The 26727-nt window shown below is 36.4% G+C and carries 24 protein-coding genes; 14 read left to right on the forward strand and 10 right to left on the reverse strand.

The window, feature by feature from the left end; translation table 11 throughout:
* Window positions 1-5: 5 nt before the first annotated feature.
* From C8N46_RS11280 to C8N46_RS11290, 3 genes are all read left to right on the forward strand, one after another.
* On the forward strand, window positions 6-1694 hold the full coding sequence (locus C8N46_RS11280; protein WP_108115014.1) for a pyruvate dehydrogenase complex dihydrolipoamide acetyltransferase: 1689 nt from the start codon (window positions 6-8) through the stop codon (window positions 1692-1694).
* A 69-nt stretch (window positions 1695-1763) separates the two neighbouring features.
* On the forward strand, window positions 1764-2711 hold the full coding sequence (locus C8N46_RS11285; protein ID WP_108115015.1) for a M28 family metallopeptidase: 948 nt from the start codon (window positions 1764-1766) through the stop codon (window positions 2709-2711).
* A 122-nt stretch (window positions 2712-2833) separates the two neighbouring features.
* Entirely contained in the window at window positions 2834-3514 is a 681-nt protein-coding gene (locus tag C8N46_RS11290) for an SDR family NAD(P)-dependent oxidoreductase (RefSeq protein WP_108115016.1), read from the forward strand.
* 13 nt (window positions 3515-3527) lie between these two features.
* On the opposite strand, the gene C8N46_RS11295 is transcribed toward C8N46_RS11290, so the two are convergent.
* Window positions 3528-4388, reverse strand: coding sequence for a TolB family protein (locus C8N46_RS11295; protein ID WP_108115017.1), 861 nt, complete (start codon window positions 4386-4388; stop codon window positions 3528-3530).
* A gap of 87 nt (window positions 4389-4475) precedes the next feature.
* Window positions 4476-5342, reverse strand: a complete 867-nt coding sequence (locus C8N46_RS11300) for an alpha/beta fold hydrolase (RefSeq protein WP_108115018.1) — start codon at window positions 5340-5342, stop codon at window positions 4476-4478.
* A gap of 159 nt (window positions 5343-5501) precedes the next feature.
* Between C8N46_RS11300 and C8N46_RS11305 the strand changes: the two genes are divergently transcribed.
* The 4 genes from C8N46_RS11305 (at window position 5502) to C8N46_RS11320 (ending at window position 9147) form a co-directional block, all read left to right on the forward strand.
* Entirely contained in the window at window positions 5502-6323 is an 822-nt protein-coding gene (locus C8N46_RS11305; RefSeq protein WP_108115019.1) for a M48 family metallopeptidase, read from the forward strand.
* Between the two features lie 51 nt (window positions 6324-6374).
* Window positions 6375-7733 (forward strand): MFS transporter, encoded by a 1359-nt coding sequence (locus C8N46_RS11310; RefSeq protein ID WP_245896827.1) that lies wholly within the window; start codon window positions 6375-6377, stop codon window positions 7731-7733.
* Between the two features lie 130 nt (window positions 7734-7863).
* Window positions 7864-8451, forward strand: coding sequence for a hypothetical protein (locus tag C8N46_RS11315; RefSeq protein WP_146169803.1), 588 nt, complete (start codon window positions 7864-7866; stop codon window positions 8449-8451).
* Window positions 8452-8544: 93 nt separating this feature from the next.
* Complete coding sequence (locus C8N46_RS11320; protein ID WP_108115021.1) at window positions 8545-9147, forward strand: hypothetical protein; 603 nt, start codon at window positions 8545-8547, stop codon at window positions 9145-9147.
* Window positions 9148-9229: 82 nt separating this feature from the next.
* Here the strand turns inward: C8N46_RS11320 and C8N46_RS11325 are convergent, their stop codons facing one another.
* The 3 genes from C8N46_RS11325 to C8N46_RS11335 all read right to left on the reverse strand — a co-directional run bounded on the left by C8N46_RS11325 (window position 9230) and on the right by C8N46_RS11335 (window position 11554).
* Entirely contained in the window at window positions 9230-9982 is a 753-nt protein-coding gene (locus C8N46_RS11325; RefSeq protein WP_108115022.1) for a thioredoxin family protein, read from the reverse strand.
* 109 nt (window positions 9983-10091) lie between these two features.
* Complete coding sequence (locus C8N46_RS11330; protein WP_146169804.1) at window positions 10092-10637, reverse strand: hypothetical protein; 546 nt, start codon at window positions 10635-10637, stop codon at window positions 10092-10094.
* A complete protein-coding gene (locus tag C8N46_RS11335; protein ID WP_108115024.1) occupies window positions 10634-11554 on the reverse strand; it encodes a hypothetical protein in 921 nt (306 codons plus the stop codon). Before C8N46_RS11335 ends, C8N46_RS11330 begins: the two co-directional genes overlap by 4 nt.
* A 134-nt stretch (window positions 11555-11688) precedes the next feature.
* Between C8N46_RS11335 and C8N46_RS11340 the strand changes: the two genes are divergently transcribed.
* The 5 genes from C8N46_RS11340 (at window position 11689) to C8N46_RS11360 (ending at window position 17167) form a co-directional block, all read left to right on the forward strand.
* Window positions 11689-12609, forward strand: a complete 921-nt coding sequence (locus C8N46_RS11340; RefSeq protein ID WP_108115025.1) for a DUF4349 domain-containing protein — start codon at window positions 11689-11691, stop codon at window positions 12607-12609.
* Window positions 12610-12709: 100 nt separating this feature from the next.
* Complete coding sequence (locus C8N46_RS11345) at window positions 12710-13309, forward strand: SprT-like domain-containing protein (RefSeq protein WP_108115292.1); 600 nt, start codon at window positions 12710-12712, stop codon at window positions 13307-13309.
* Window positions 13310-13451: 142 nt separating this feature from the next.
* Window positions 13452-14528, forward strand: a complete 1077-nt coding sequence (locus C8N46_RS11350) for a mannose-1-phosphate guanylyltransferase (protein WP_108115293.1) — start codon at window positions 13452-13454, stop codon at window positions 14526-14528.
* Window positions 14529-14531: 3 nt separating this feature from the next.
* Complete coding sequence (locus tag C8N46_RS11355) at window positions 14532-16022, forward strand: DUF389 domain-containing protein (protein ID WP_108115026.1); 1491 nt, start codon at window positions 14532-14534, stop codon at window positions 16020-16022.
* Window positions 16023-16150: 128 nt separating this feature from the next.
* A complete protein-coding gene (locus tag C8N46_RS11360; RefSeq protein WP_108115027.1) occupies window positions 16151-17167 on the forward strand; it encodes a hypothetical protein in 1017 nt (338 codons plus the stop codon).
* A gap of 32 nt (window positions 17168-17199) precedes the next feature.
* Here the strand turns inward: C8N46_RS11360 and C8N46_RS11365 are convergent, their stop codons facing one another.
* Both C8N46_RS11365 and C8N46_RS11370 read right to left on the reverse strand, forming a co-directional pair.
* Window positions 17200-17970, reverse strand: a complete 771-nt coding sequence (locus tag C8N46_RS11365) for an ABC transporter ATP-binding protein (RefSeq protein WP_108115028.1) — start codon at window positions 17968-17970, stop codon at window positions 17200-17202.
* On the reverse strand, window positions 17970-18707 hold the full coding sequence (locus C8N46_RS11370; protein WP_108115029.1) for an MlaE family ABC transporter permease: 738 nt from the start codon (window positions 18705-18707) through the stop codon (window positions 17970-17972). Before C8N46_RS11370 ends, C8N46_RS11365 begins: the two co-directional genes overlap by 1 nt.
* 136 nt (window positions 18708-18843) lie before the next feature.
* Here C8N46_RS11370 and pafA point away from each other — a divergent pair, with 136 nt between their 5' ends.
* Window positions 18844-20529: an alkaline phosphatase PafA gene (gene pafA / locus C8N46_RS11375; RefSeq protein ID WP_108115030.1), complete on the forward strand. Its 1686-nt coding sequence runs from the start codon at window positions 18844-18846 to the stop codon at window positions 20527-20529.
* On the opposite strand, the gene C8N46_RS11380 is transcribed toward pafA, so the two are convergent.
* The 3 genes from C8N46_RS11380 to C8N46_RS11390 form a co-directional block, all read right to left on the reverse strand.
* Window positions 20526-21275: a LytR/AlgR family response regulator transcription factor gene (locus C8N46_RS11380; protein ID WP_108115031.1), complete on the reverse strand. Its 750-nt coding sequence runs from the start codon at window positions 21273-21275 to the stop codon at window positions 20526-20528. The two genes, pafA and C8N46_RS11380, sit on opposite strands and share 4 nt — an antisense overlap.
* A 120-nt stretch (window positions 21276-21395) precedes the next feature.
* Window positions 21396-22262, reverse strand: a complete 867-nt coding sequence (locus C8N46_RS11385; protein WP_108115032.1) for a glycosyltransferase — start codon at window positions 22260-22262, stop codon at window positions 21396-21398.
* A gap of 53 nt (window positions 22263-22315) precedes the next feature.
* The gene (locus C8N46_RS11390) at window positions 22316-23215 is read right to left on the reverse strand and encodes an FkbM family methyltransferase (RefSeq protein ID WP_108115033.1); all 900 of its coding nucleotides are present in this window, start codon (window positions 23213-23215) and stop codon (window positions 22316-22318) included.
* A gap of 153 nt (window positions 23216-23368) precedes the next feature.
* On the opposite strand from C8N46_RS11390, the gene C8N46_RS11395 reads away from it, so the two are divergent.
* The gene (locus C8N46_RS11395) at window positions 23369-26716 is read left to right on the forward strand and encodes a T9SS type B sorting domain-containing protein (protein WP_158269137.1); all 3348 of its coding nucleotides are present in this window, start codon (window positions 23369-23371) and stop codon (window positions 26714-26716) included.
* The last annotated feature ends 11 nt before the right edge of the window (window positions 26717-26727 follow it).

Raw genomic sequence — 26727 nt, forward strand, 5'->3', positions numbered from 1 at the left:
AAAACATGGCAGAAATTATAAACATGCCACGATTAAGCGACACCATGGAAGAAGGTGTAGTTGCATCATGGCTAAAACAAGTAGGTGATAAAGTTGAAGAAGGTGACATTCTCGCTGAGATTGAAACTGACAAAGCAACAATGGAATTTGAGTCTTTTCATGAAGGAACGTTGCTGTATATTGGTGTTCAAGAAGGCGAAACAGCTCCTGTAGATACCTTATTAGCAATTATTGGAGAAGAAGGAGAAGATGTAGATGCGTTGGTAAAAGGAGCAGGAAACGCTGAATCGAAAGAAGACGAAAAAGAAGATACGAAAGAAGCTAAAAAAGAAGAATCATCATCCAAAAAAGAAGAAACTTCTAGCGAAGAAACTGCGGAAATGCCAGCAGGAGCAGAAGTCGTAACGATGCCACGTTTAAGTGATACGATGGAAGAAGGAACGGTAGCTTCATGGTTAAAACAAGTAGGCGATAAAGTTGAAGAAGGTGATATTTTAGCCGAAATCGAAACGGATAAAGCAACGATGGAATTTGAATCGTTCTACGAAGGAACTTTGCTCTACATCGGAATCAACGAAGGAGAAACAGCACCTGTAGATAGTATTTTAGCCATCATTGGAGAAGAAGGAACAGACGTTGATGCGGTGTTAAAAGCTGCAAAATCTGGCGGAAGTGCTAGTAAAAGTTCTTCTTCTGAAGAAAAAGAAACTTCAAGCACTAGTGAAAGTTCTTCAAATGCAAACGAAACAAAAGAAGAAACGTCAAAAACAGCATCCAGCAGTACTTCAAATGGTAGAATCATTGCGTCGCCATTAGCGAAGAAAATTGCAGAAGATAAAGGAATTGATCTTTCACAAGTACAAGGAACTGGCGACAATGGACGTATCATAAAACGCGACGTTGAAAACTACAAACCAACTGCAAAAGAAGCACCAGCAGCCAAAGAAACAAGTACGGCAGCACCAGCTACAGAATCTGCACCAGCAGTAACAGCATTTGTGCCAGCAGGAGAAGAAAGCAGCGAAGAAGTGAAAAACTCGCAAATGCGAAAAACAATTGCACGTCGTTTGGGCGAATCAAAATTCACTGCGCCACACTATTACCTTACGGTAGAATTGGACATGGACAATGCGATTGCGTCACGTAAAACAATTAACGATATTCCAGACATCAAAGTGTCTTTCAACGATATGGTGGTGAAAGCCTGTGCGATGGCATTGCGCAAACATCCGCAAGTAAATACTACTTGGAATGACGGAACCACTACGTATCACAAACACATTCACGTGGGTGTGGCAGTTGCCGTTGATGAAGGATTGTTAGTACCTGTGTTGAAATTTGCTGACCAAATGAGTTTGACAACCATTGGCGGAAAAGTACGCGAATTGGCAGGAAAAGCAAGAAATAAAAAAATTGCTCCAGCTGAAATGGAAGGAAGTACATTCACCATTTCAAACTTAGGAATGTTTGGAATTTTAGAATTCACTTCCATCATCAATCAGCCAAACTCGGCAATTTTATCTGTGGGAACCATTGTGCAAAAACCAGTGGTGAAAAACGGAGAAATTGTGGTAGGAAACACAATGAAAGTTACCTTAGCGTGCGATCACAGAACGGTGGACGGCGCAACAGGCGCACAATTTTTACAAACAGTAAAGCAGTATGTAGAAAATCCTGTGACCATGTTAGCATAAACTATAAATACACTTTAAAATCCCACGAAAGTGGGATTTTTTATATACATCAATCAAAAACCATTATTTATGAAACATTTCAAAAACATCATCGTAGGCTGTTTAGTGACTTTTACAGTCTTTTCGTGTAAAACGAAAGAAGTTGTCATACAAGCTCAAGAAGTAGACGATATTGTGTCGTATTTAGCGTCTGACGAATTGGAAGGACGAAACACAGGAACGGAAGGCATTGAAAAAGCAGCAGTGTACATTGAAAACTATTTTAAAGAAATCGGTGTGCAACCATATTACGATACCTATCGCGATAGTTTTACGGTAAAAGGCAAAAATGCGTTTAATGTTATCGGATATTTAGAAGGAACAGACCCTGTATTAAAAAATGAATTTGTGATTATTGGCGCACATTACGATCATATCGGATTTGGAGAAGAAGTAGATGGCGATACCATTGCAAATGGCGCGAATGATAACGCAGCAGGAGTCGGAACCGTAATGACGATGGCAAAATACTTCGCGAAGACTAAAAGCAACAAAAGAAGCATCTTATTCACGTTATTTTCTGCGGAAGAAATGGGCTTGCAAGGCTCTAAATACCTAGCAGAAACCTTGAAAAAAGAAAACATTGATTTATATGTCATGCTGAATTTTGAAATGGTAGGCGTGCCTTTGGTAGACAAAGATTACACAGCATACGTGACAGGATTTGACAAATCGAATCTAGCACAAAAGATGAACGAATACGCTGGAAAGAAAATTGCTGGTTTCTTGCCAAAAGCAGGCGAATATCGATTGTTTATGCGTTCGGACAATTATCCGTTCTTTAACGAATTTAACGTGCCGTGTCAAACATTTTCCACATTCGATTTTACAAACTTCAATCACTATCACAAAGTAGGAGACGAAGCAGATATTATGGACTTCAATCACATGGCAGATTTTGTAAACACGTTTATTCCAGCCGTAAAAAAAGCAGTCAACGCGCCAACCAAAGAAATTAAATTGACAACTTCGAAGTAGTTTTTGAATAAAAAAGCATCTCGACTGCGCTCGATGTGATCTATTGAGAAGTACTTTGAAAACAAACGCATATACTTCATGCTGAACCAGATTCAGCATCCCATAAAACCGAAAAAAATAATATGAAAAACGTCATCATCACAGGAACGAGTAGAGGTATTGGTTTTGAACTTGTACATCTATTTGCCAATGCAGGATACAATGTATTGGCGTTGTCGCGAAATGAAAAACCGATTTCCAATCTTACGTATGACAATATTACTTCATTCGCTTTTGATTTAAGCAAAGCAGAAGATTACGACCGAGTGACCGATTTCGTAAAAGAAAATTGGGAACAAGTAGACATCGTCATTCACAATGCAGGTTCGTTGCTCAATCGTCCATTTGGTGAAACCACGATGGAAGATTTTCAGTGGATTTACACCGTAAATGTCTTTGGCGTGGCGGAATTGAGTCGCGTATTGTTGCCGTTTATGGTAAAAGGAAGTCACGTCGTTACCATTAGTTCTATGGGCGGAATTCAAGGAAGTATGAAATTTCCAGGATTGGCAGCGTACAGTTCTTCCAAAGGTGCGGTAATTATCTTGGTAGAATTGCTCGCAGAAGAATACAAAGACCAAGGAATATCGTTTAATGTGTTGGCATTAGGTGCCGTACAAACGGAAATGTTGGCTGAAGCTTTTCCAGGCTACAAAGCACCACTAACTGCTGCGGAAATGGCACAATACATTTTCGAATTCGCACTCACAGGAAATAAATACTACAACGGAAAAATTATGCAGGTTTCGAGTTCGACGCCGTAAGAAATAGTAAAATTTAATTCTTAAAAACTCTAGGATCTCCATCAAAAGCGTCAGTATTCGTCAGTCTTTTGGTGGATTTGTCTTTTAATGAATAGCGGTAAAGCTCCCAATTGCCATCTGTATTACTGCCATAATAAACCTGTTTTCCATCGGCGCTCCAGCGTGCAATCAATTCGTTGCCTTTGCTGTTGGTGATATTTTCTAATGTGCCTGTTTTGAGATTCATCAATAGAATATCTTGGTTTTTTGGTTGAAATTTATCAGAGCTAAACACAAGATAATTCGCATCAGGGGAAAGTTCTCCACGTTCATCATTGGACGAATAATCTGTTAGTTTTTTGATTTCTCTCGTTTGAACGTTCACTTTATAAATATCATTAGTACCTGATGAATTATTTGTAAAAATAACGTGCCTGCCATCAAAACTCCAACTCGGATAGTTAGAAAAACCTTGTAAGCTTTCGGTCAAGTTGGTAGTTTCTTTTGTAGTAGTGTCAAACAAAAATACGTCTGACTTACACAAATATAACTGCAAAGTTCCATTGGCTGCATAGAGCATGTTTTTATCATCCAATACACAATTTTCAGGATGTGCAATTGCAGTTTCCTTTTTAGTATCAAGGTTTAGTTCAACACGCGTAATTTGGTCTTTTTCTTGGCGTAAAAAGGAGATGGTATTTTTGGTAATCCAAGTCGGTCCCCATTCTTCATTTGCCGAATTCGTAAGCTGTGTTGTTTCGCCAGTAGCAACATCCATCAAATAAATATCTGAATTTCCAGTGCGATTGGAAGAAAATAGAAATTCCTCTTTTTGCGCAGTTTGACAACTAAAGATAACGAGCAAAAAGGTGAAAATGACGAGGATATTTTTCATGAGTATAAAGAATTGATATATTATAATATACACAATCTGCCTATACTTGGATGAGGTAGACTTATATTTTATGTAAGTTTTGAGAGTTTACAACAAAAATTCCTCCACCTTTTGAATTACTTTTTTATTGCCTAAAATTCTACGATGTCCCAAGCCTTTAGTAAGATGAATATTGCCATTTGGAAGCGCTTTGTGTATAGAATGTGCGCAGCTTACATCCACATCGGAATCGTCTTTATCGTGAACGACTAATGTAGGAATCGTGACTTTTTTCGCGACGACACTAGCCGAAAGCTCATCAATATCACCACCATACAATTCGTCTAAAATCGCTTTCATTTTTGTAGCTACAATCGGTTTTAGCGTCAGTGCTTTTATAAAGTGAGAAATGATATCTGAAATCATATCTGCAGCGCCAATGGTAACGAGTTTCTTTACCTTCATTCCGTCGTGAATTGCCTTTAAAAGTGACATACCGCCCAAACTATGTCCAATAGCAAACTCAAACGGGCCATATTGTTTGTCTAGTTCATGAATAGAAGTAATAAACTCTAACAACGACGATTGATTTCCTTTTAGCTTTCCATGAGAAGTAGCATCAAAACTAATGGTTTGGTAGCCCAATTTTACAAAATGATCTGCAATCTTTACCAACTGAGTTCCGCGACCGCTCCAACCATGTGCGAGTAAAATCTTTTTGTCACTTTCACCATAGGAATATACCAACACATCTTTTTCAATTTCAGGAACACGCATCAAGGTTTGTTCAGAAGCGTTGTCCATGTGAAACTCACGTTTTGGCATTTTGTGCTTGATGGGCATTACAAACAAACGCTTTGCATATTTTGCGGCGAGCGATGTAGAAATCGCTTGTAAAAAGCGTCCCGTATACAAAATGGGTTTTGGGACTTGTACAGGTGGTTCGGGTTGTGTTTTTGGTGTAGTTTGACTCATTTTTTGGTAAGCTATCTAAGATTCTTCAAAATTCGGGTAAAAATATGAGCTTCAAAAATACATTTTATAGTTTTATGGCAATTGTGTAATAATCGTTAATTTTGTAAGAACCAGTAATGTTCTAATACAAGACAAACCACATTCTAAAAACAATTCAACATGAAGAAAATAATCGCATTATCCGTATGTATACTTATTTTATCATGTGCAACCAATCCGTTTACAGGAAAAAAAACCATGGCATTTGTTTCAAATGACCAATTGTTTCCGACGGCTTTTGCACAGTATGATCAATTTTTAAATGAAAACAAAGTAGTCAAAGGAACTTCGCAATCCGAAATGATTCAACGAGTAGGAGAGCGTATCGCAGTCGCAGCAGAACGTTGGTTAGATGCGAACGGAAACGAAGGCTATTTAAAAGATTACCGTTGGGAATACAATTTAGTCGATGACCCAGCCGTAAATGCATGGTGTATGCCAGGCGGAAAGATTGTATTTTACACAGGAATTTTACCTGTAGCGCAAAACGAAACAGCGATTGCAGCTATTATGGGACATGAAGTGGCGCACGCGTTGGCAAATCACGGGCAGCAACGTATGAGTGCGGCGTATTTACAACAAGGATTGGCAGTAGCAGGAAATATTGCTATCAAAGATGACAAATCGCGTCAAGCGTTCAATCAGTACTATGGTATTGGTTCTAATGTGTTGGGAATGTTGCCTTTTAGTAGAAAACACGAAAACGAAGCAGATAAAATCGGCATCTATTTGATGGCAATTGCAGGATACAATCCAGATGAAGCTCCTGAGTTATGGAAACGTATGGGCGCTAAAAGTGGAGGACAGGCACCGCCAGAGTTTTTAAGCACGCATCCTTCAAGCGAAACACGAATTAAAAACTTGCAAGCAGAAGCAGATAGAGCCAAAGCAGAAGCGCGAAAATTTGGTGTAAATACCTATCGACCACTAGGAAAATTTTAAATTAACATACATTCAAAAATAAATCTGTATTTTAGAAGCCGTCCATAAAACATGGGCGGCTTTTATTTTGATACTATGGGAAAAACAACACGATTGCAAAAAGGAGACAAAAAACTCATCAGTGCTTGGGCATTTTACGATTGGGCAAATTCAGTATATTCATTGGTCGTCAGTACCGCCGTTTTTCCGATATATTATGCAGGCGTTACCAAAGATTTTGATAGTTATGTTGAAGCATTTAAAACCATCAAGTTTTTAGGAGTTGAAATCAATCCAACATCCTTATACAACTACACGGTTGCGTTTTTTATGTTCATTGTAGCAATCATATCACCAATACTTTCGGGAATTGCGGATTATACAGGAAACAAGCTCAAATTTTTAAAATTCTTTTGTTTGCTAGGTTCATTGTCTATCATCGGATTATTTTTCTTTGAAAACGAAGCCACACTTTGGGTGGGACTCGTATTAACCATCACGTCTGGAATCGGTTTTTGGGGAAGTATTGTATTTTACAATGCGTATTTACCCGAAGTAGCACATCCTGAACAGCAAGACCAAGCAAGTGCCAAAGGTTTTATTATGGGGTATATTGGCTCCATTATATTGCTCATTATCTGTTTGGTCATGATTATGAAACATGACATGTTCGGTTTTAATAATGCAGGAGAAGCGACGCGACTTTCGTTTATTATTGTGGGACTCTGGTGGCTAGGTTTTGCGCAAATCACCTATAGACGCTTACCGAACAACGTGCATAATAAAAAACCGAAAAAAGGGTATTTAACAAGCGGCTTTAAAGAGTTGGCGAAAGTTTGGAAAGAATTGAAAAACTACGCTTCCTTGCGTACATTTTTAATATCATTTTTTCTTTTTAGCGTAGGCGTGCAAACCATTATTTACATGGCAGGAATTTTTGGAAGTGATGAATTGGACTTGCCAAGTGAAAATTTAATTTCAGCCATTCTATTGGTGCAATTTGTGGCTATTTTTGGCGCGTATATCTTCTCTAGAATCTCTGTAAAATACGGGAATATTACCGCTTTAAAAATTACAATTGTCATTTGGGGATTGGTGTGTTTTGTGGCGTTTTCTTTAGATAAAGACCAAGAAAATATACAGTTATACTTTTATTCGCTTGGCGGATTAATTGGATTAGTGCTTGGCGCGATTCAATCCTTATCGCGTTCTACGTACTCTAAATTATTGCCAGAAACTGAAGATACAGCGACGTATTTTAGCTTTTATGATGTTACTGAAAAAATAGCAATCGTAGTGGGAATGTTTGGTTTTGGACTTTTAAATGAAATCACAGGCTCTATGCAATGGTCAGTACTATTTTTGGCGGTTTTCTTTTTGTTGTCGTTTATCATTTTAAGTTTTGTAAAAAAGACCAAGTATGTACAATAAATCAATTTAAAATATGAAGATTGTACATAAATGTTGGATACCTTTTGCTATACTAATGATATTACTTAATAGTTGTACTCGTGTATTGACCGAATGGGAAAAGTATGGGCTTAAAGGAAATGTTAAATCAATGAAAGAAGAAGATTTTGAAGTAATTGAAGAATCTGAAAATTGGGATATCGGACCAAAAATGGAATATGGATACGTTATAAATTTTGATAAAGAAGGATATTATGAAAATTTGGTTTATCATGATTCAAAAGGAAATTTCATTGAAAAATACATTCCAAAACGAAAAGGTAGAAAAATTTATGAAGAACTTCGGTACGATGAAAATAATGAGATAACAAGAAAAATCTTAGTGACATATTCTTCAAATAAAAAAAGGAAATACAAAATTCTAAAAGCCGATGGAGAATTGCTTAGTAAAAATATTTCTTATGTTGAAAATAAATTGGTTAGCAGGCGTGAAATTTACGTGTATGATGAGTCTTTCGAAAATGATCAATTAAAGTTCATTTCAGAGTTTACCTATGATGACAATCAAAATTTAATTAAATACTTACAATTTACTGGAAAAGAAGAAACAGCAAGCTACACCTACAAATATCTTGAATTTGATGACCAAGGAAATTGGACAAAACGCTTGGAATATAACACTCAAAACGATAGCTCAACTCCAGATAAAATCACCATTCGTACTTACGAATATTATTAAAGAAAAATACCCGCAATGTTACGTAACTTCAGAAGAAAGTTGTTTCTCATTAGAAATATAATTATTTTCGAAGCCATTAAAAACCAATCAAATATGAAAAAAGCATCCTTACTACTGTTAATTTTTATTTCCCTAACGGCATTTACGTGCGAAAATGAAGCACTCGATTTTGAAGCGGAAGAAGCTGTAAATTCGAATACCAATACAAACCCTGCTTTAATTGTAGGTACATGGCAAGCTGTTTCATTGGAAGCTACCGCAGAATCTACCATCACTATTGCTGGGGTTTCTACACAATCGCTATCCACCATTCAAGGAAGTAATATGGATTACAGAGTAATTTTAGAAGAAAATGGAATGTTCACCTCTGAAGGAAGTTATGACTTAATTACAACCGTGACAGCTGACGGAGTTCCTCCGCAAACATACACCTATCCTATTGAAAGTGTAGAAGGAAGCGGAACGTATCAAATCACAGGAAATATGATTTCTTTCAGCAATTCATTTTACGATTTGCAAGTAGGCGGTACAGGTACAACTACAGGACAAGATAGTACGCCAACACAGTCAGAATATTCGATTAGTGCTGACGGACAAACGCTTACGATTATTCAAAACGATACGCAAACACAATCCGAGCAAGGAATTGAGATTACCGCAAATATTTCAGGAGTTTCTGTTTTTACACGCTTGTAAAATTCGCTCGCAAGAATTATCATAAAAAAAGCTGTTTATAAGAAACCTTATAAACAGCTTTTATATTTTTTAAAACGAAACTTTACATTTCCTCAATAATCTGTTCTATCAATTTGGTCGTTGAGGTATATGAAATTCCTTCATCCTTAGCAATATCAACAGCTTCTTTCGCTTTTTTTAAGGCTTTGGTGTAATTTCCAGTTTTATACAATAATGCAGCGAGTGTGTCCGTATTGTAATAATTTTTCTCAAGTTCAATGGAACGTTCCACAACTTTAATGGCTTTCAATAAAATCTTGACATTATTCTCCGTTTTATAAGCATTCCATGCCATCGAATTGAGTAGAGAAGAGGAATCCCAAATTTTATCCAAGTTTTCTTGACTAAAATCGCTCATGTCAAAATCGTCCGTTTCTGTTGATTCTATCACGGTTTCCTCCACTTCTTCTTCGTCATTTGCTACCGTTTTCATGTGTTTTGTAATCAATGCTTCCATTTTGGTTTTGCTCATAGCGCCTTCAATTTGCTCTAAATTGGAGCTGTTTTTAATAAACAAATACGTTGGCATTGCATTGATTCCAAGTGCGTCGTCTACTTGACTTTTATCAACATCTATCTTATAAAAATCAACTCGGTCTTTGTATTTTTTGTCCAATTCTTTCATAATCGGATCCATGCGTTTGCAAGGTCCACACCAAGTGGCGTAAAAATCTAAGACAATCAAACGGTCGTTATTTACGAGCAATTTTGATTCGGCTTCAGTGTCAGATAATTCAGTTTGTGCAAAAGCGGGAAGAGTGGCACACAACAATAGAAGTAGCAATACTTTTTTCATATATAAAAAATTAATTCGTTCTTAAAGTTATATAAAAAAATCGTGCCATAAAATTATTGTCTTGAAATTTCGGCATACACACAATGTTTTTCGCCAATTTAAAATGTGTTTATTCAATGGTTTGAAACGAAAAAGAAGTGTTTATTCGCACCGTATGATCAATTTTAATAAGCGCCTGTTGCAGCACTACCAAAACGCTATCTTTCTCTGTGTAATTGGAATTGATGTGCTTTGTATAGTGTATTTTTTGAGTAAACGTACTATCATTAAGTGTTTTCATTGTACCTACAAGTTCAATATCTGTAATTTCTATTTTTTGGATAGAATCCGAAAGCGAAGTGTGGAATTTGCTCGAAGCTGCCAATTGCTCTTGAATAGCTACTGCAAATTCAGGATGTTTCGCCGCCAACACTTGCGATTCGTAATTGGCTTGAAGTTTGGTGGCAATCTCTGAGCGAAAATTACCAATACTAAAATCAATAGTTTTAAAATCAAGAAAGCCTTCTTTTAATTTGTCATCAGCTTCTACATCAAGTGTAGATTCATGAACTTTTAAGTCTTCTCTCGGAGCCGTAGCATTTTCAGATTTTTGAGAAAACTGATTGCATGAAACACACAAAACCAAACTCACTATGTATACTATCTTTTTCATCATTGAATCGTGAATTTAAGTTTTACAATCTGTTCATTGGCGTAAATTTTATCCAAAATCTGCATCTTTTTCAAACTACTTGTCGGAATCGTCAATAAATTAATAAACTCCTTTTTGCTATACATTTCAATTCCTATAGTATTTGGAAACACGCGATAAATTTGCGCATTGTCCGCAATCAATTCGTCCAATTGTACGCGTCGTTTTTGCCAATCCTCTTTGTTGCCGTTTGCGTAATATAAAAGCATCAACGCGTAATCGTCGGTTTGTAATTGTACCGTTTTGTGTGAACTCGAATTGATATGTCGCACAATCGTGTCCGTTTTATGATACGGAGATTTCACTACAAACTTCAATTCTTTTTCCGAAGTCGTATACGAAAAACAACCCAAACTATCCGATTTAAAATACAAAGAAGATTCATTAGTGCGAATCACTTCAATATCCAACGGAATTTTAGTAATCGCTTCGCGCTGATCGGCATCTGTAAAACAAAAAGTAAAAGTATTTTCTGTTGGATACATGCTATAAATGGCAAACGCAAGCAACGGAAGGAGCAATACAAGCCAAAACAATTTCGAGAATTTTCGAGAAGAAGTTTTAGGTTCAACTTCAAGTTCAGCTTCGACTTCAATTTCAGATTTCGCCACAAAATCATTCCAATTTTCAAAACCGACATAAGTACTGAGTAAATTCAGCATGTCAATTCGCGGTAACTTTTCGGTATCATTCTTCATATACGTATAAAACCATTTTTCGCTAATACTGCCCTTGGTTTTGCTGCGTAAATCTTCTTGAAAATCGGTAATCGTATCTCCTTTCCACGCACGAATATCGCTTGAAGCAGCATGTGAAGCCAAAAAAGTTGTGGCAATTTGCTCTTTTAAGCGTGAAAAGTGATATGTTTTTTTTGTGTTCAATTGTGATGTAAAATACAGTAAATCAGTTATTTGTATTTTGTAAAATAATTTACAAAGCTGTTACAAGGCGTTTACAAAGCTTCTTGCCGAAACTCTAATAGGTTTGTATTCGTAATCCTTAAAAATATAAAATTATGAATGTAATCACACGAAAACAATGGGTAAAATCTATCAGCTATATTTTTTTATTTAGCATTTTAATTTCTTGCCATGACAGCAATGAATCATATTTAAAAGAAGAGCTGACCTTAGAAAATGTCGATTTACGAGATGATTATAACAGCGTAGATGATGTAGCACCAAGTAAAGATAAAAAAGAAGACTTTAAAAGTTTTGATCAAGGTTTTATTGCGCAAACCAGCAATCAAGCTTTAGCGACAAACATTCCTGAAAACTTAAAAATTATTAAAACGGCGAGTACACGCTACAAAGTAGAAAATATTGAAAAAGCATTAAACGACATTAAACAAATGCTCTTTACGCAAGGTGGTTATATTTCTGAATTGCGTTATGACAAAAATTACAACGAAAAGAAAAACAGATTCACCATTAAAATTCCAAAAGAAAACTTTGACACCGTGCTAGACGGCATTCAGAAGTTTGCAGAAGAAACCGATTATGTGAATATTTCCACCACCGATGTCACAGAAAAATACGTAGATGCACAAACGCGCTTACAAACGAAAATGGAAGTCAAAGCACGTTTGGAAGCTGTTTTGCGCAAAAATGCTAAGACTGTAAAAGATATTTTGGCGACAGAAAATCAATTGCGTACCATTCAAGAAGAAATTGAAGTGGTACAGGGAAAACTCAAATACATGTCGAGCAGAGTTGCCTTTAGCACCATTCAAGTAGAATTGTACGAAACCATTGAATACAAAGAAGAGCCTGTAGCATACACAAAAGGATTTGGTGCCAAGGCGAAAGAAGGTTTGGCGGCAGGCTGGAATTTTATTCAAGATGTACTTATCGGAATCTTACATATATGGCCTTTTATCATCTTGTTGACAGTTGTAGTACTCTTTTTTAGAAGATGGAGACGTGCTAGAAAATAATATAACAAATTACAAACTGACGATTTTCATTCTCTAAATCGTCAGTTTGTAAATGTTTGAAGATTGTTTCTTTTCAAAACAAATATGTATTTTTGTGTACGTGAAAGAAATACTGACCAAATACATTCCCGAACGCGCTGTTGATGCCACTTTTGAACTTATCAAAGAACATCAAGTGCATTTAAAAATTGTAAATCAACGTGTAACGCGACATGGCGATTACCGCAGAATGCCTGACGGAAGACATCTCATCACGGTGAATGCAGGTGAAAATAAATACCGTTTTTTTGTGACGTTAATTCATGAAATTGCACATTTGGTAGCCTATGAAAAATTTGGACGATTTATAAAACCGCACGGAATCGAGTGGAAGCGCACCTTTCAACAATTGATGTTGCCGTTTATCAATCCGCAGATATTTCCAGTAAAAATACTACCAATCGTTGCCAATCACTTCAAAAATCCAAAAGCAAGTAGTGATACGGATGCAAAATTTGCCTTAGCGCTCAAACAATACGATCCAGAAAATGATAAAAACTACGTGTTCGAAATTCCACATGGAAGCACATTTCGACTGCACAACGGCAAAATTTTCAAGCGGGGCAACAAACGCATAAAACGTTACGAATGTGTGGAAATTGCTACAGGACGCGTATATCTGTTCAATCCAAATGCGGAAGTGGAGTTGTTGCGGAGCTGATTTTTAGCAGAAAGCGCAAACAGAAATATAATTGCAAATCAACGTTAGAAAGCCGTTAATAATCTACAGTTTTCTTAGGTATTTCGGGAATCTGTATTATATTGCTTTGTAAAATAGAAACCTACTACGAATATTGATGAAAATGAACAAGAATTATTATGCCATATTGATGGCTGGCGGTGTAGGATCGCGTTTTTGGCCCGTAAGTACTTCAAGCTTTCCAAAGCAGTTTCACGACATGCTCGGAACAGGAGAAACGCTTATCCAAAAAACATTTCACAGACTTTCAAAACTAATTCCAACCGAAAATATATACATTCTCACCAACGAAAAGTACAACGATTTGGTGTTGGAACAATTGCCAAATGTAACGCAAAAACAAGTCGTACTCGAACCTGCAATGCGAAACACGGCGCCATGCATTTTATACGCTTCACTCAAAATTCAGAAGGAAAACCCAAATGCGGTGATGGTCGTCGCGCCAAGCGATCATTGGATTGAAGATGAACATGCTTTTATTGAGAATTTACAAGCTTCTTTTGAAAAATGTAAAAAAGAAAATGTATTGATGACTTTGGGAATTCAACCGACGTTTGCCAATACAGGATACGGATATATCAATTTTGAAAAAAGCGAGAACGCGATTAAAAAAGTACATCAATTCACAGAAAAACCCGATTATGAAACGGCAAAAAAGTTTCTAGAAAGTGGCAATTATCTATGGAATGCGGGAATTTTTATGTGGAGTGTTAACACAATTATTACAGCGTTTCAAAACTTTCAACCGAAACTGTACGAACTATTTGATGAAGGTTTTTCGGTATATAACACTGATTTTGAAGACGATTTTATTCGTGATAATTACGGCAGAGCGGAAAATATTTCTATCGATTATGCCATTATGGAACACGCGTCGCACGTGTATGTATTGCCTGCAACATTCGATTGGAACGACTTAGGTACGTGGGGAAGTTTATACGACAAATTAGACAAAGAGGAAAACCGTAATGCAGTCGTTAATGCAAAACCTATCTTGCAAGAAGCGAGCGGAAATATGATTCGGACCACAAACAAAAAAGTCGTGGTAATTGATGGATTAAATGATTATATTGTTGTGGATAAAGAAGACGTCTTGCTTATTTATCCAAAAGCAAAAGAGCAAGACATTAAAAAGGTTTTACAAAAAGTGAAAGACACCTACGGTGAAAATTACGGTTAATACATGAGTGCAGAAAACGAAAACAAATTTAACTTTACAGATGACGAATCGGCAGAAAAAAATGCTGAAAATCAACCTGTAGACGATCCCAAAGGATTGTGGGAAGGTTTTAAAAGCTTCCTTTATAAATTATTAGACATTCGCGATGATGTTGACAAAGATCAAACCATTGAAGATGTCAAAAAAGATATCCCATTTAAAGGAGCAACCGCTTGGATTTTAATATGTTCCATATTTATAGCGTCTATTGGACTGAACGCAAATTCAACCGCAGTTGTGATTGGAGCCATGTTAATATCTCCACTCATGGGACCAATTTTGGGAATGGGAATGTCCATTGCCATCAACGATATTTACACGCTTCGAAAATCTTTAGTGAATTTCGGTGTGATGGTCGTATTGAGTGTGTTGACGGCGTTTTTATTCTTTAAATTTTTCCCTTTACAGGAAGATTCTTCCGAGTTATTGGCAAGAACCAAACCAGACATTCGCGACGTATTGATTGCGTTTTTTGGTGGTTTGGCATTGATTATTGCGAGAACCAAAAAAGGAACAATTGCTTCCGTAATTTTTGGGGTAGCGATTGCCACCGCTTTAATGCCGCCATTATGTACCGTTGGTTTTGGACTAGCAAAAGGTGGAACGCAAGGACTTGAATTTGCAGGAGGCGCTTTGTATTTATTCATTATCAACACGATTTTTATCGCATTAGCGACGTTTTTGGTATTGAAAATTCTACGTTTCCCAATGTTGAAATATGCCAATTCTAAACGTAGAAAACGTATTTCGCAATTGGCTTCCGTAGTTGCGATTGCGGTTATGATTCCAGCAGTTTGGACCTTTTGGAATGTGTTGATTGAAACGAATATTAATAAAGATTATAAATTATTTGTAGAGAATATTGAAAAGAATCCAGAAGTTTGGCTGCAAAGACGAAAAGAAGATTTAGATATTCCTAATAAAACTATATTTCTACATTTTAATGGGGAAATTACTTCTTTGCTAAGAGCACAATATGAAAGTGATTTAAAAAATTATGAAAATATCAAAGACTTTAAGCTAGAAATATTTGGTAATGAAAATCGTAGTGTAGATAAAATTTCAGATGCGTTAGATAGAGCTTATAAAGATTTAGATCAGAAAGAACTTTTAATTAAAGGACTAACGGAACAAGTTGAAGAGCTGAAATTAAACAATAGAGCGTTAGAAGAACAGTTAAAATCTAAGGCTTCTTCACAAAACGAAAACTTCGTAGCGTTTACAACCTTGTCTAAAGATGCTAAAATTCAATACACAGATTTGCAGCAATTCGGATTTGCACGAATGTTAAGCTCTAAAGATTTTAGCACAATTGATACCATTCCTGTGGCAGCTGTGAAGTGGAATCCAGCATTGAGTGATAGTATTCAAACACTGCGCGAAGCAGAATTAAAAGTTTGGTTGCAACAAAAATTAGCATTGGATACGTTGATTGTAGAGCGTATTCAGCAGTAAAATAAAAAGTATAAAGTTATTGAAAAGTGAATCTAGTTGGGTTCGCTTTTTTGTTTTGAGTTATTTCTGTTGTAACGTTTTAATGAAAGGTTGCACAGATATTAACAGAAACCGTAAACCTTCCCATTATGTTGAAAAATCCCGTCATTTTATCGTTATTAGTCATTTTAGTATGTATTTCTTGTACGACAGACAAAAACTCCAAAAGAGCTTTGGAAGGTACTTGGATTGCAAGTTATTCGCAAACTGCTAATAATGTTAAAAATAATTTCAAGGATATTCCAGATTATATTCACTTGATGGACTTTAACGGTGATTCAGTAAGGCTTAAAAGCTTTAACGATAAAAACTCAAGGAGTTATATTGATACTATTGTTAATTTTTCATTGACTGATGGAGCAATTAAACTTGGCGATGAAGAAGAAATGCAAATTGCAATAGCAACAGACAGTATTATGCTCTCAAGTGAAGTGCATAATCAGAGATATCAAGATGTTTTTAGAAAACTACCTAAAAACCCTAAAATTGTAAACTGGAATCCAATAGGGAAACACTATACAACATACCATGATGACACCCAAGTGTTTATTGACTTTGCAAATGATTCTGTGATGTATTCCTTCAATGATGCTACAGGTATTTATAGTAAAAGCTTATGGAGGGTTGAAAGTATTGACAATCGTACCATATTAGTTCAAAAAAATGATGATATTTTTTCATTAACATACGGTGTTGTAGATTCCTTAATTGACAATAAATTATATATTACTGATTATTTATTTCAAGAAAAATCAATAGTTTATGAAGAAGTAAACAAGGCTTATAAAAAGCCGTCTTCATTATATGGAACTTGGAAGTTGGCGTACAAAGAAAAACTTCCATTAGATTCGGAACAAATAACGCTTCCTTCTTCACTAGATAGTTTTGAAAAGTTACGTATTAGTAAAGATTCATTTTACTTTGTTGGCGAACCTATTACATGGCGTTACAATTGGAAATATTATGAAAATGCGGAAACCATTGTATTAGAGAAAGCCAAAAAAGCGATTAAAGTTTCTAAAGTCACAAAAGATAGTTTGGTACTAAAAATGGATCTTTCTCAAATAGATTTTTTAAGTAGAGAATATATTTTCATTCGTGAATAAGTTACTAAAAAGAGTTGCTTTGAAAGTACTTTTTAACCCTCCAACTCTCTCAAATACACTTGTCGAACCTTTTTGAATAAATCAGAAGAATACACAAAATCTGAGACAGACTCGTTATTTGTTTTGAAGATTTCTTTGTTGGTGCCTTCCCAAGCTTTGTAACCGTCTTTGAGGAATACAATTTTTTCGCCAATTTCCATTACGGAGTTCATATCGTGCGTGTTGATGACCGTAGTAATATTGTATTCGTCGGTGATTTCTTGAATCAAATTATCAATCACAATTGCCGTTTTTGGATCGAGTCCAGAATTGGGTTCATCGCAAAACAAATACTTCGGATTCATCACAATAGCACGCGCAATCGCAACTCGTTTTTGCATTCCACCAGAAGTTTCCGCAGGAAATTTATGATGCGCATCTACCAAATTCACACGTTTCAATACAAAATCCACACGATCTTGCATTTCACTAACGGACTGATTGGTAAACATGCGCAATGGAAACATGACATTTTCAGAAACTGTCATGGAATCAAACAACGCACTTCCTTGAAAAACCATGCCCATTTCGGTACGTAAATGCCTTTTTTCAGCAGTAGAAAGCTTTTCGTATTCTTTCCCGTCAAAAAAGATAGAACCTTCTTCCGGCGTAAAAAGACCGAGTAATGATTTTAAAAAAACAGTTTTTCCAGAACCACTTTGCCCAATCACAAGGCTGGTTTTTCCTTTCTCAAAAGTGGTCGAAATGCCTTTTAAAATTTCAACACCGTCAAAAGATTTCTTTATGTTTTTTACTTCAATCATTAAGTCAGCAGTAATTGTGTGATGATGTAATTTATCAAAATAATCACAACACTCGTCCAAACGAACGATGTTGTACTCGCTTTTCCAACTTCCAACGCGCCACCTTTCATATAATATCCATAAAACGAAGGAATGGTAGCGAGTATAAATGAAAATACAAAAGTTTTTACAAACGCATAGGTAACGTGAAACGGTATAAAATCAATTTGCAATCCTTGTACAAAATCGGCACTCGTGGAAAATCCACCATAAATAGATGCTAACCAACCGCCAATAATTCCTAAAAACATCGCAATGGTAATCACAAACGGATATAAAGACAAGGCAACAATTTTAGGGAACACCAAATAATTCAAAGAATTGACACCCATCACTTCCAACGCGTCAATTTGCTCCGTTACACGCATGGTTCCAATACTTGATGTGATAAAAGAACCTACTTTTCCCGCCATAATGATAGAAATAAACGTAGGGGCAAACTCTAAAATAACCGATTGTCGTGTGGCAAAGCCAACCAAATATTTTGGAATGAGCGGATTGCTAATATTCAACGCCGTTTGTATCGCAACAACGCCGCCGACAAAAAAGGAAATAAAGCACACTATTCCCATAGAACCGACGATTAAATCGTCAATTTCTTTAAAAATAAGATTTCTTAGCATAGACCATTTGGTCATTTTACTAAACACGCTTTTTAACATTAAAAAGTAGCGTCCTATATTTTCAAGGTAAATCATGGGTTAAAAATACATCTTTCATAGAAGCTAATAAAATAATTAACGATTTAATGATTGCTTAAAATGCTATTTCTTTCAAAACAATTATTTTTGTAATAATTTCAATACTAAAAGCACTTAAATTAGCGACTCAATCATGAAGCATACTGTCCTACTTATAATAATGTCACTATTGTTTATTCAATGTGTATCTGTCAAGCAAAAAGTAAAAAGCGCCCCAAAAACAACAATAACCACTACTAAAAATGTAACAAAATCAAAACCGAAATTAGTCGTTGGAATTGTGGTGGACCAAATGCGTTACGATTATTTGACACGTTTTAAAGGTAAATATGGCGACGGCGGCTTTATGCGAATGCTGCAAGAAGGTTACAATTGTAAAAACACACATTACAATTACATTCCGACATATACTGGGCCAGGACATGCTTCTGTATATACTGGAACAACACCAGAAAATCATGGAATTATTGCGAACGATTGGTATGATAAATACGCTAAAAAGGAAGTGTATTGTGCGTCTGACCCAAATCAATCTTCTGTGGGAGTAGAAGGACAGTGGGCTGGAAAAATGTCGCCGCACCGAATGCAAACAACCACAGTGACGGATCAGTTGCGATTAGATACCCAAAAACGAGGGAAAGTAATTGGAATTGCTATCAAAGATCGTGGTGCCATATTGCCAGCAGGTCACGCAGCCAACGGTGCGTATTGGTTTTATGGAAAAGCCAAAGGCGATTGGATTACGAGTACCTATTATACCAACGAATTGCCTGGTTGGGTACAAAGATTTAATGCGGCCGATAAAGCTGAAAAATACTTGAAGACTTGGAATACGATGTACGATATCAACTCGTATGTGGAAAGTGATGCAGATTTGAATGCGTATGAAGCTACATTCAAAGGAAAAGCAAACGCAACGTTTCCGTATGAGTTGGCGAATTTACAAGCGCAAAATGGCGGATTTGATATTTTAAAAGCAACACCGTATGGAAATAGCCTGACAACCGATTTCGCGATTGCTGCCATACTTGGTGAAAATTTAGGAAAAGATGAACACACTGATTTTCTTGCCGTAAGTTATTCGAGTACTGATTATGTGGGACATCGTTTTGGTGTGAATTCAGTAGAGATTCAAGATACCTATTTGCGATTAGATAAAGATTTAGAACGCTTATTTGCAACACTTGATACCGAAGTTGGAAAAGGAAATTATACTATCTTCCTAACCGCCGATCATGCTGCGGTTCATGTGCCTTCATTTTTGCAAGACATGAAAATACCTGCAGGATACTTTAATCATGGTGATTTAAAGAAACACTTGACAGACTTTTTAAACACTACTTTCGGGAGCGATAAACTCATTGAAAACATGTCGAGCGGACAAATCTTTTTAGATCATACAGAAATACAGAAACACAATCTTTCTGCAAAAGCTATTGAAAACGCTTTACAACGAGAATTGCTCAATTATGATAAAATTGCAAAAGTGTACACGCGCAACACACTAATGAGTAGTGAATTTACATACGGAATTGCGGCAGCTGTGCAACGTGGTTTCAATCAAAAACGTTCGGGTGATGTGTGTTACGTGCTCGATATCGCCACCATTTCATATTCGCGCACAGGTTCAACACACGGTACAGGATTCAATTATGATACACATGTTCCGTTGTTATTCTATGGAAATGGTATCCAACAAGGAGAAACCTTGCAACGCTTTAACATCACCGATATTGCACCTACAATTTCGGCATTATTGGAAATTTCACTTCCCAATGCTGCTACAGGAAATCCGATAGAAAGTGCGTTAAAACACTAATACTGTTTGCCGTGATAAAATTGCAATAATTCTAATACTCTTTTGCGATTTCGAGCGGAAGTAGACAGCTTCACATCGTTTGCAAGAATCACATTGCCATCGGAAGTAAACCTTTGTATTTGCTTAAAATTTGCCAAATACGAACGATGCACGCGGAAAAAATCGGTGTTTTCTAGCATTTCTTCCACTTGTTTTAAATTTTTTGAAATCATCAATTGTTGATTGGATTTCAAGTGGACAATGGTATAACTTCCAGCAGCTTCACAGTACAGAATATTTGAAAACCGCACCGATGAGTATTTTCCTTTTTCAAAAATGGTGATAGATTCTCCTTTGTTTTCAATTTGATACTTTAGCGCTTCATACTTGCGTCGGTCAAAGGCAGAGCGTTTCACCTCGTACATGTTTAGCACTTTTTTGAGTTCTGTAGCTAAAATAGGTTTGTTGAGGTAATAAAAAGCAAAATAATCCATCGCTTTCTCTTTGTAATCTACAAAGCCAGTAGTAAAAATCACCTCAAACTCCATTTCTGTCTGGAATTTATCTAACACTTCAAAACCACTGCCGCTTTCAAGTTGAATGTCTAAAAAAACAATTTCCGGATTTTTTTGTTGAATCAACTCTACTCCGCTGTCAACATCAGTCGCCCAACCAATAATTTTTACATTTTTATGATGTGCTTTCAAAATAGACATCAAATATTCCCTAGAAGACTTCTCATCTTCAATGATAATTGCATTAATCATGAATATACTTTTTACTGGATAGGGTTTCTTGAAGGGTAATTTGACCTAAATTTACATCAAATTTCTGAAACACGACAAGTTTTTGTTAAAAATACAAAGAAATCACTGTTATTTTTCTCACTATGAGATACGTAAAAAACGTTTTAGCTTTTGTGTCATTTGCGTACGTCTGTAAGAGCGAATGAAAGTAGCTTGCTCTTCAGTAACCATTTTTGGTGTTTTCGCCTTTTTAGCCGCAAAAAAACCATTCATATAATCAAAAAATACACGAGGACTTTTCTTTTTGAGCGCAATTTTAAGCGAAGAAATTAATGAAATCCAAAAACCGTATCCCAACTTGTAAAAAACTTCACCATGCTTTTGATGCACTTGTTGCTTGTAAGCGTTTCCTGTGGGTTTTAAATGTTTAACGTGTAACGATTCATCCACAAATACGTTCCAGCCATAAAACCGTGCTAACAGCACATCAGCCGTATCCCAACCCAATGATTTTTTCAAACCGCCAATTTGCTCAAAACAGGCTTTTCGATAGGCTTTAAACGGACCACGCACATGATTTTTATCGGCAATAGCTTCATACATCCAGTTGCCATTTTTTTCGATAAATGCCAAACCGCCAGCAATTCCGATAGTTTCATCATTTTCAAAGTGATTGCAAATCGTTTCAAAATAGTTTTTAGGCAAAATTACATCCGCGTCCAACTTCACAATGATATCAAAATTAGCATCCAGTGTTTCGAAACCTTTATAAAAAGCATTTATTACTTTGCTTCCAGGAAGATGCTCATCCGTAGCATTGGTGTTTACTTTGGTAATAAAAGTGTATTCTTTGATGAATTTATTAATAATCGTTTCGGTAGCATCCGAAGAATTATCATTCACAACCACCACTTTCTTGGGAAGTTTCGTTTGTTGCACAACAGAATTCAGCGTTTTTTCAATAAAATCGGCTTCGTTGTGCGCGGGAATGATAATACTATATCGCATGTACGTGTTATTATTTTCTACTGTAAAAAAGGTTAGTTAGCATAAGCATTTGTTTATTCAATAATCCACTCTTCAAGTAGTTGTTGCTTGCTTTTTGGAGTAAAAAATACATTTCTTACACCATCGTCTTTTTCTCGTATGAGCGTATCTATCAATCGCAAACCTTCGTCGGTATGTGCATAAAATACATATTCATGTTGGCGCATTATTTTTTCAAGCTCTTTCTCAATTCTATCAAACAAAACTTCACAAATAATAATAGGTTGGTAACGCTCAATAACTGTTTTTGCTCCTTTTAAAATCAGACCCTCTGCACCTTCGGTATCTAATTTTATAATATCAAGAGCGTTAATATCATGGTTCGAAAAATAAGCATCCAAAGTGGTGGCTTCTACTCGTATTTTGTTTGATAACTTATATGTTTTAGTGCCAATATTATGTTCGCCAGATAAGTTATAAATAGCAGGATATTTTTTATTGCGAATTTCAAAAAAGTCAATTTCGCCAGGATGATCCATAAGCGCATACGACTCCACAAAAATTCGATTTGAAAAGTGATTAATTTTTACATTTTCATCTAAATAAGTGCGTGCACCCAAAGCTGGTTCAAAAGCATACGTGGTCAAATGTGAATTTACGGTACTTCCCAAAATAGAGTAGTAACCAATATTGGCACCAATATCCAAAAAAACAGCTACTTTTTGTATTAAGCCCACAAACACAGGTGTGTACTCAAAATTCATAGCACCATCCCAAAAAAGTTCTCTACTGATATAGCTAGTTTGATTGGTTTTTAAAACGAAACGGGCTTTTGTTCCATCAATAGGAATTACAAGCGTTCCCGCAGGATTTATTTTAAGCGATGAAGGTAATATATTCTTAAAAAGTAGGCAGGTATTTCTAATAACCTTATTTATGGCGGGGTGATAGATAATCTTGTACAGTAGATTCATAATTTTATGTATATTGCAAATATAGTGATCTCAAAATTTCCCATACTATTTTTTTAAATGATAAAGCGACTCTCAATTCTCTTCTCAAGCATTTTTGTGCTTCTTGGTCATGCTCAAAATTATTCGATAGCTAGTTTTCAAAAAATCAATGAATTGAATGGAAATTTCACAGGGAATCTTGACATAAACGATAACTTTGGAATCTCCATAGACTATATAGGTGATCTTGATGGAAATGGTATAAATGATGTCGCAGTTGGTGCCTATACAGATGATGACGGAGGTATCGACAAAGGTGCTGTTTGGATTTTATTTTTGGACGCCAACAATCAGGTACTATCACACACAAAAATTAGCGATACAAGCGGAAACTTTACTGGAACTTTAGATCCTGACGACCGATTTGGAGGTGCTGTGGCATTTTTGGGCGATTTAAACAACGATGGGCGTATTGAGTTAGCAGTAGGAGCTGATTATGATGGAGATGGAGGATTTTGGCATGGAGCAGTCTGGATTTTAAGTCTCAACAACGATGGTACTGTATTTTCGCATTCCAAAATCAGCGACACACAAGGAGGGTTTACAGGTTTTATCAATGGAGACGCCATCTTTGGAACTGATATAGAAAATATTGGAGATTTAAATGGAGACGGTATTCAGGATTTGGCGGTCGGTTCTCGAAGAGATGCAGATGGAGGTTCTAGAAGAGGTGCTGTTTGGATTTTGTTTATGAATGCTGATTTTACTGTCAACAGTTTTCAAAAAATAAGTGATACACAAGGGAATTTCTTTGAACCATTAGATTTTGAAGATTATTTTGGAGGATCGGTTGTAAATATTGGTGATTTAGATCAAGATGGTGTAACAGATATTGTGGTAGGAGCCTATCGGGATGATGATCAAATTTCCAACTCTGGAAGTTTTTATGTATTGTTTTTAAACGCAAACGGAACCGTAAAAGATTACCAAAAAGTATCAAATCTAGTCGGAGGATTAAATGGAACCCTTACTGTAAATGCCCTTTTTGGAGAATCTATTGATGGCGTTGTCGATATTGATAATGATGGGAAAATTGAAATCGTCGTAGGCGCGTTACAGCAACAAAACCCTACATTATCCAGTCAAACAGGCGCTTTTTTCTTAATCGAACTTAATACGGATGGCACAGTATCTGAAGAACGAATGTATACATTTGGAGAAAATTGTTTTTCTGGAAACTTAAATTCTGGAGATTTCTTTGGAGGAGGAGTCAGTGTTTTAAATGACAATGGAATTTATCGTTTTGCAGTTGGCGCTTACAAGGATAGCGAAAATGGAAACGATAAAGGTGCCGTTTGGATTTTAGAGTTGGGAGAATTGGCATATTCCGTATTAAATTCACAAGATCCTACTGCGTGCGGAGCAACCGACGGACAAATTACTCTAGGCAACGTAAGTGCAAATACTTCCTACCATGTTTCATACGAAATAGATGGATCTACGTTATTTCAATCTACTACCTCAAACAGCAATGGAGAATTGATAATTACTGGACTGTCTACAGGTATCTATACCAATATTACAGTGACCGATACTACAATTGGATGCTCAGATAATGTGGGTAGTGTTACTTTGAATGGAAATAATTTAAATGTAAATTTTGTTACTCAACTTCCATCTATATGTGGAGCGGCAGATGCGAGTATTGTAGTAAGTAATTTGGGAGCAAATTTCGCATATCAGATTACATATCAGTTCAATGGGGTAACTGAAGTGTTAAATTTTACATCAGATGCCGATGGAGAAATAATACTTTCTAATCTTTTAGGGGGCACCTATTTTTCATTTGAAGTCCTAAACACCAGCTTAAATTGTATTGACAATTTGGGAGATATATTCATCAATCAACCTGATTTTAACGCAAGCTTTACTGAAAGTGATGTAACATCGTGCAACAGTGCAGATGGAACAATTTTAATTGCTGGCTTGGTGCCAAATCAGAGTTATGTGGTAGATTATTTTTTTCAATCAAATCAAATTCAAAGCACCTATACTGCTGACGCTAATGGCGAGATTTTAATAACGAATTTAAGTGAAGGACTGTATGAATTTATTATGGTTATTGATACCGTTTCTTCTTGTTCAGACGGTATCGGATCCATACAAATTGAAGGTGTTTCACTCATGCTTACTCCAAATACTACAGATCCAAGTGGGTGCGGAATGAATGACGGTACAATTTCCTTTCAAAGTGGCATAGCCAACGAGACCTATACGGTTTCCTATATGCTCAATGGCGCTGGACAGACAGTTTCCGTAACGGCAGATGCTTCTGGTGTGATTCTATTAGACAATCTAGGCGCAGGAAATTATACTTCCATCATTGTGGAAGAAGTTGCCACAAGCTGTACTACGACCATTGGCGATTTGGTATTAGACAGTACAAATTTCACAGTAACCGCAAGCGTAATAAATCCAAGTGGGTGCGGAATGAATGACGGTACAATTTCTTTTCAAAGTGGCACTGCCAACGAGACCTATTCAGTATCCTTTATGCTTAATGGCGCTGCACAGACAGTTTCCGTAACGGCAGATGCTTCTGGTGTGATTCTATTAAACAATCTAGACGCAGGAAATTATACTTCCATCATTGTGGAAGAAGTTGCCACAAGCTGTAGTACGACCATTGGCGATTTGGTATTAGACAGTACAAATTTCACAGTAACCGCAAGCGTAATAAATCCAAGCGGATGCGGCATTAATGACGGTGCAATTTCTTTTCAAAGCGGAACAGCCAACGAGACCTACACAGTTTCCTATATGCTCAATGGTGCTGCACAGACAGTTTCCGTAACGGCAGATGCTTCTGGTGTGATTCTATTAGACAATCTAGGCGCAGGAAATTATACTTCTATTATTGTGGAAGAAGTCGCTACGAGTTGTTCAGCGACCATTGGCGATTTGGTATTAGACAGTACAAATTTCACAGTAACCGCAAGTGTAACCAATCCAAGCGGATGCGGCATTAATGACGGTAGCATTTCTTTTCAAGGAGGTGATCCAAACACAGTATATATTGTTTCTTACGAAATAGACGGAACAATTTTTACCGAAACAATCATTGCAAATGCTCAAGGTATTATATTGCTTGAAAATCTCGGTTTTGGAATTTATACGAATTTTACGGTAGAAGAAAGCGGTACGGGATGTTTGGATATGTTTGCTGAACTCACATTAATTTGCGAAGAACCGCAATGCTTTAGCGTACGGAAATTTTTCACACCTAATAACGACGGTTTTAATGATACTTGGCATTTGGAAGATGTACAAGGTTGTCCGTACATAGTGTACATCTTTGATCGTTATGGCAAACTCATTAAGACGTTAACGCCTAACTTGCCTGCTTGGGATGGAACTTACAGAGGCAGAGTTCTTCCTTCGAGCGACTATTGGATTTTGATTGAATATACGCTAAATGATCAAGAATTAACCTATATGACCAATATTACTCTCAGACGCTAATGCTTTTTTAC

This window comes from Kordia periserrulae (genome assembly GCF_003054265.1).
Classification (GTDB): domain Bacteria; phylum Bacteroidota; class Bacteroidia; order Flavobacteriales; family Flavobacteriaceae; genus Kordia; species Kordia periserrulae.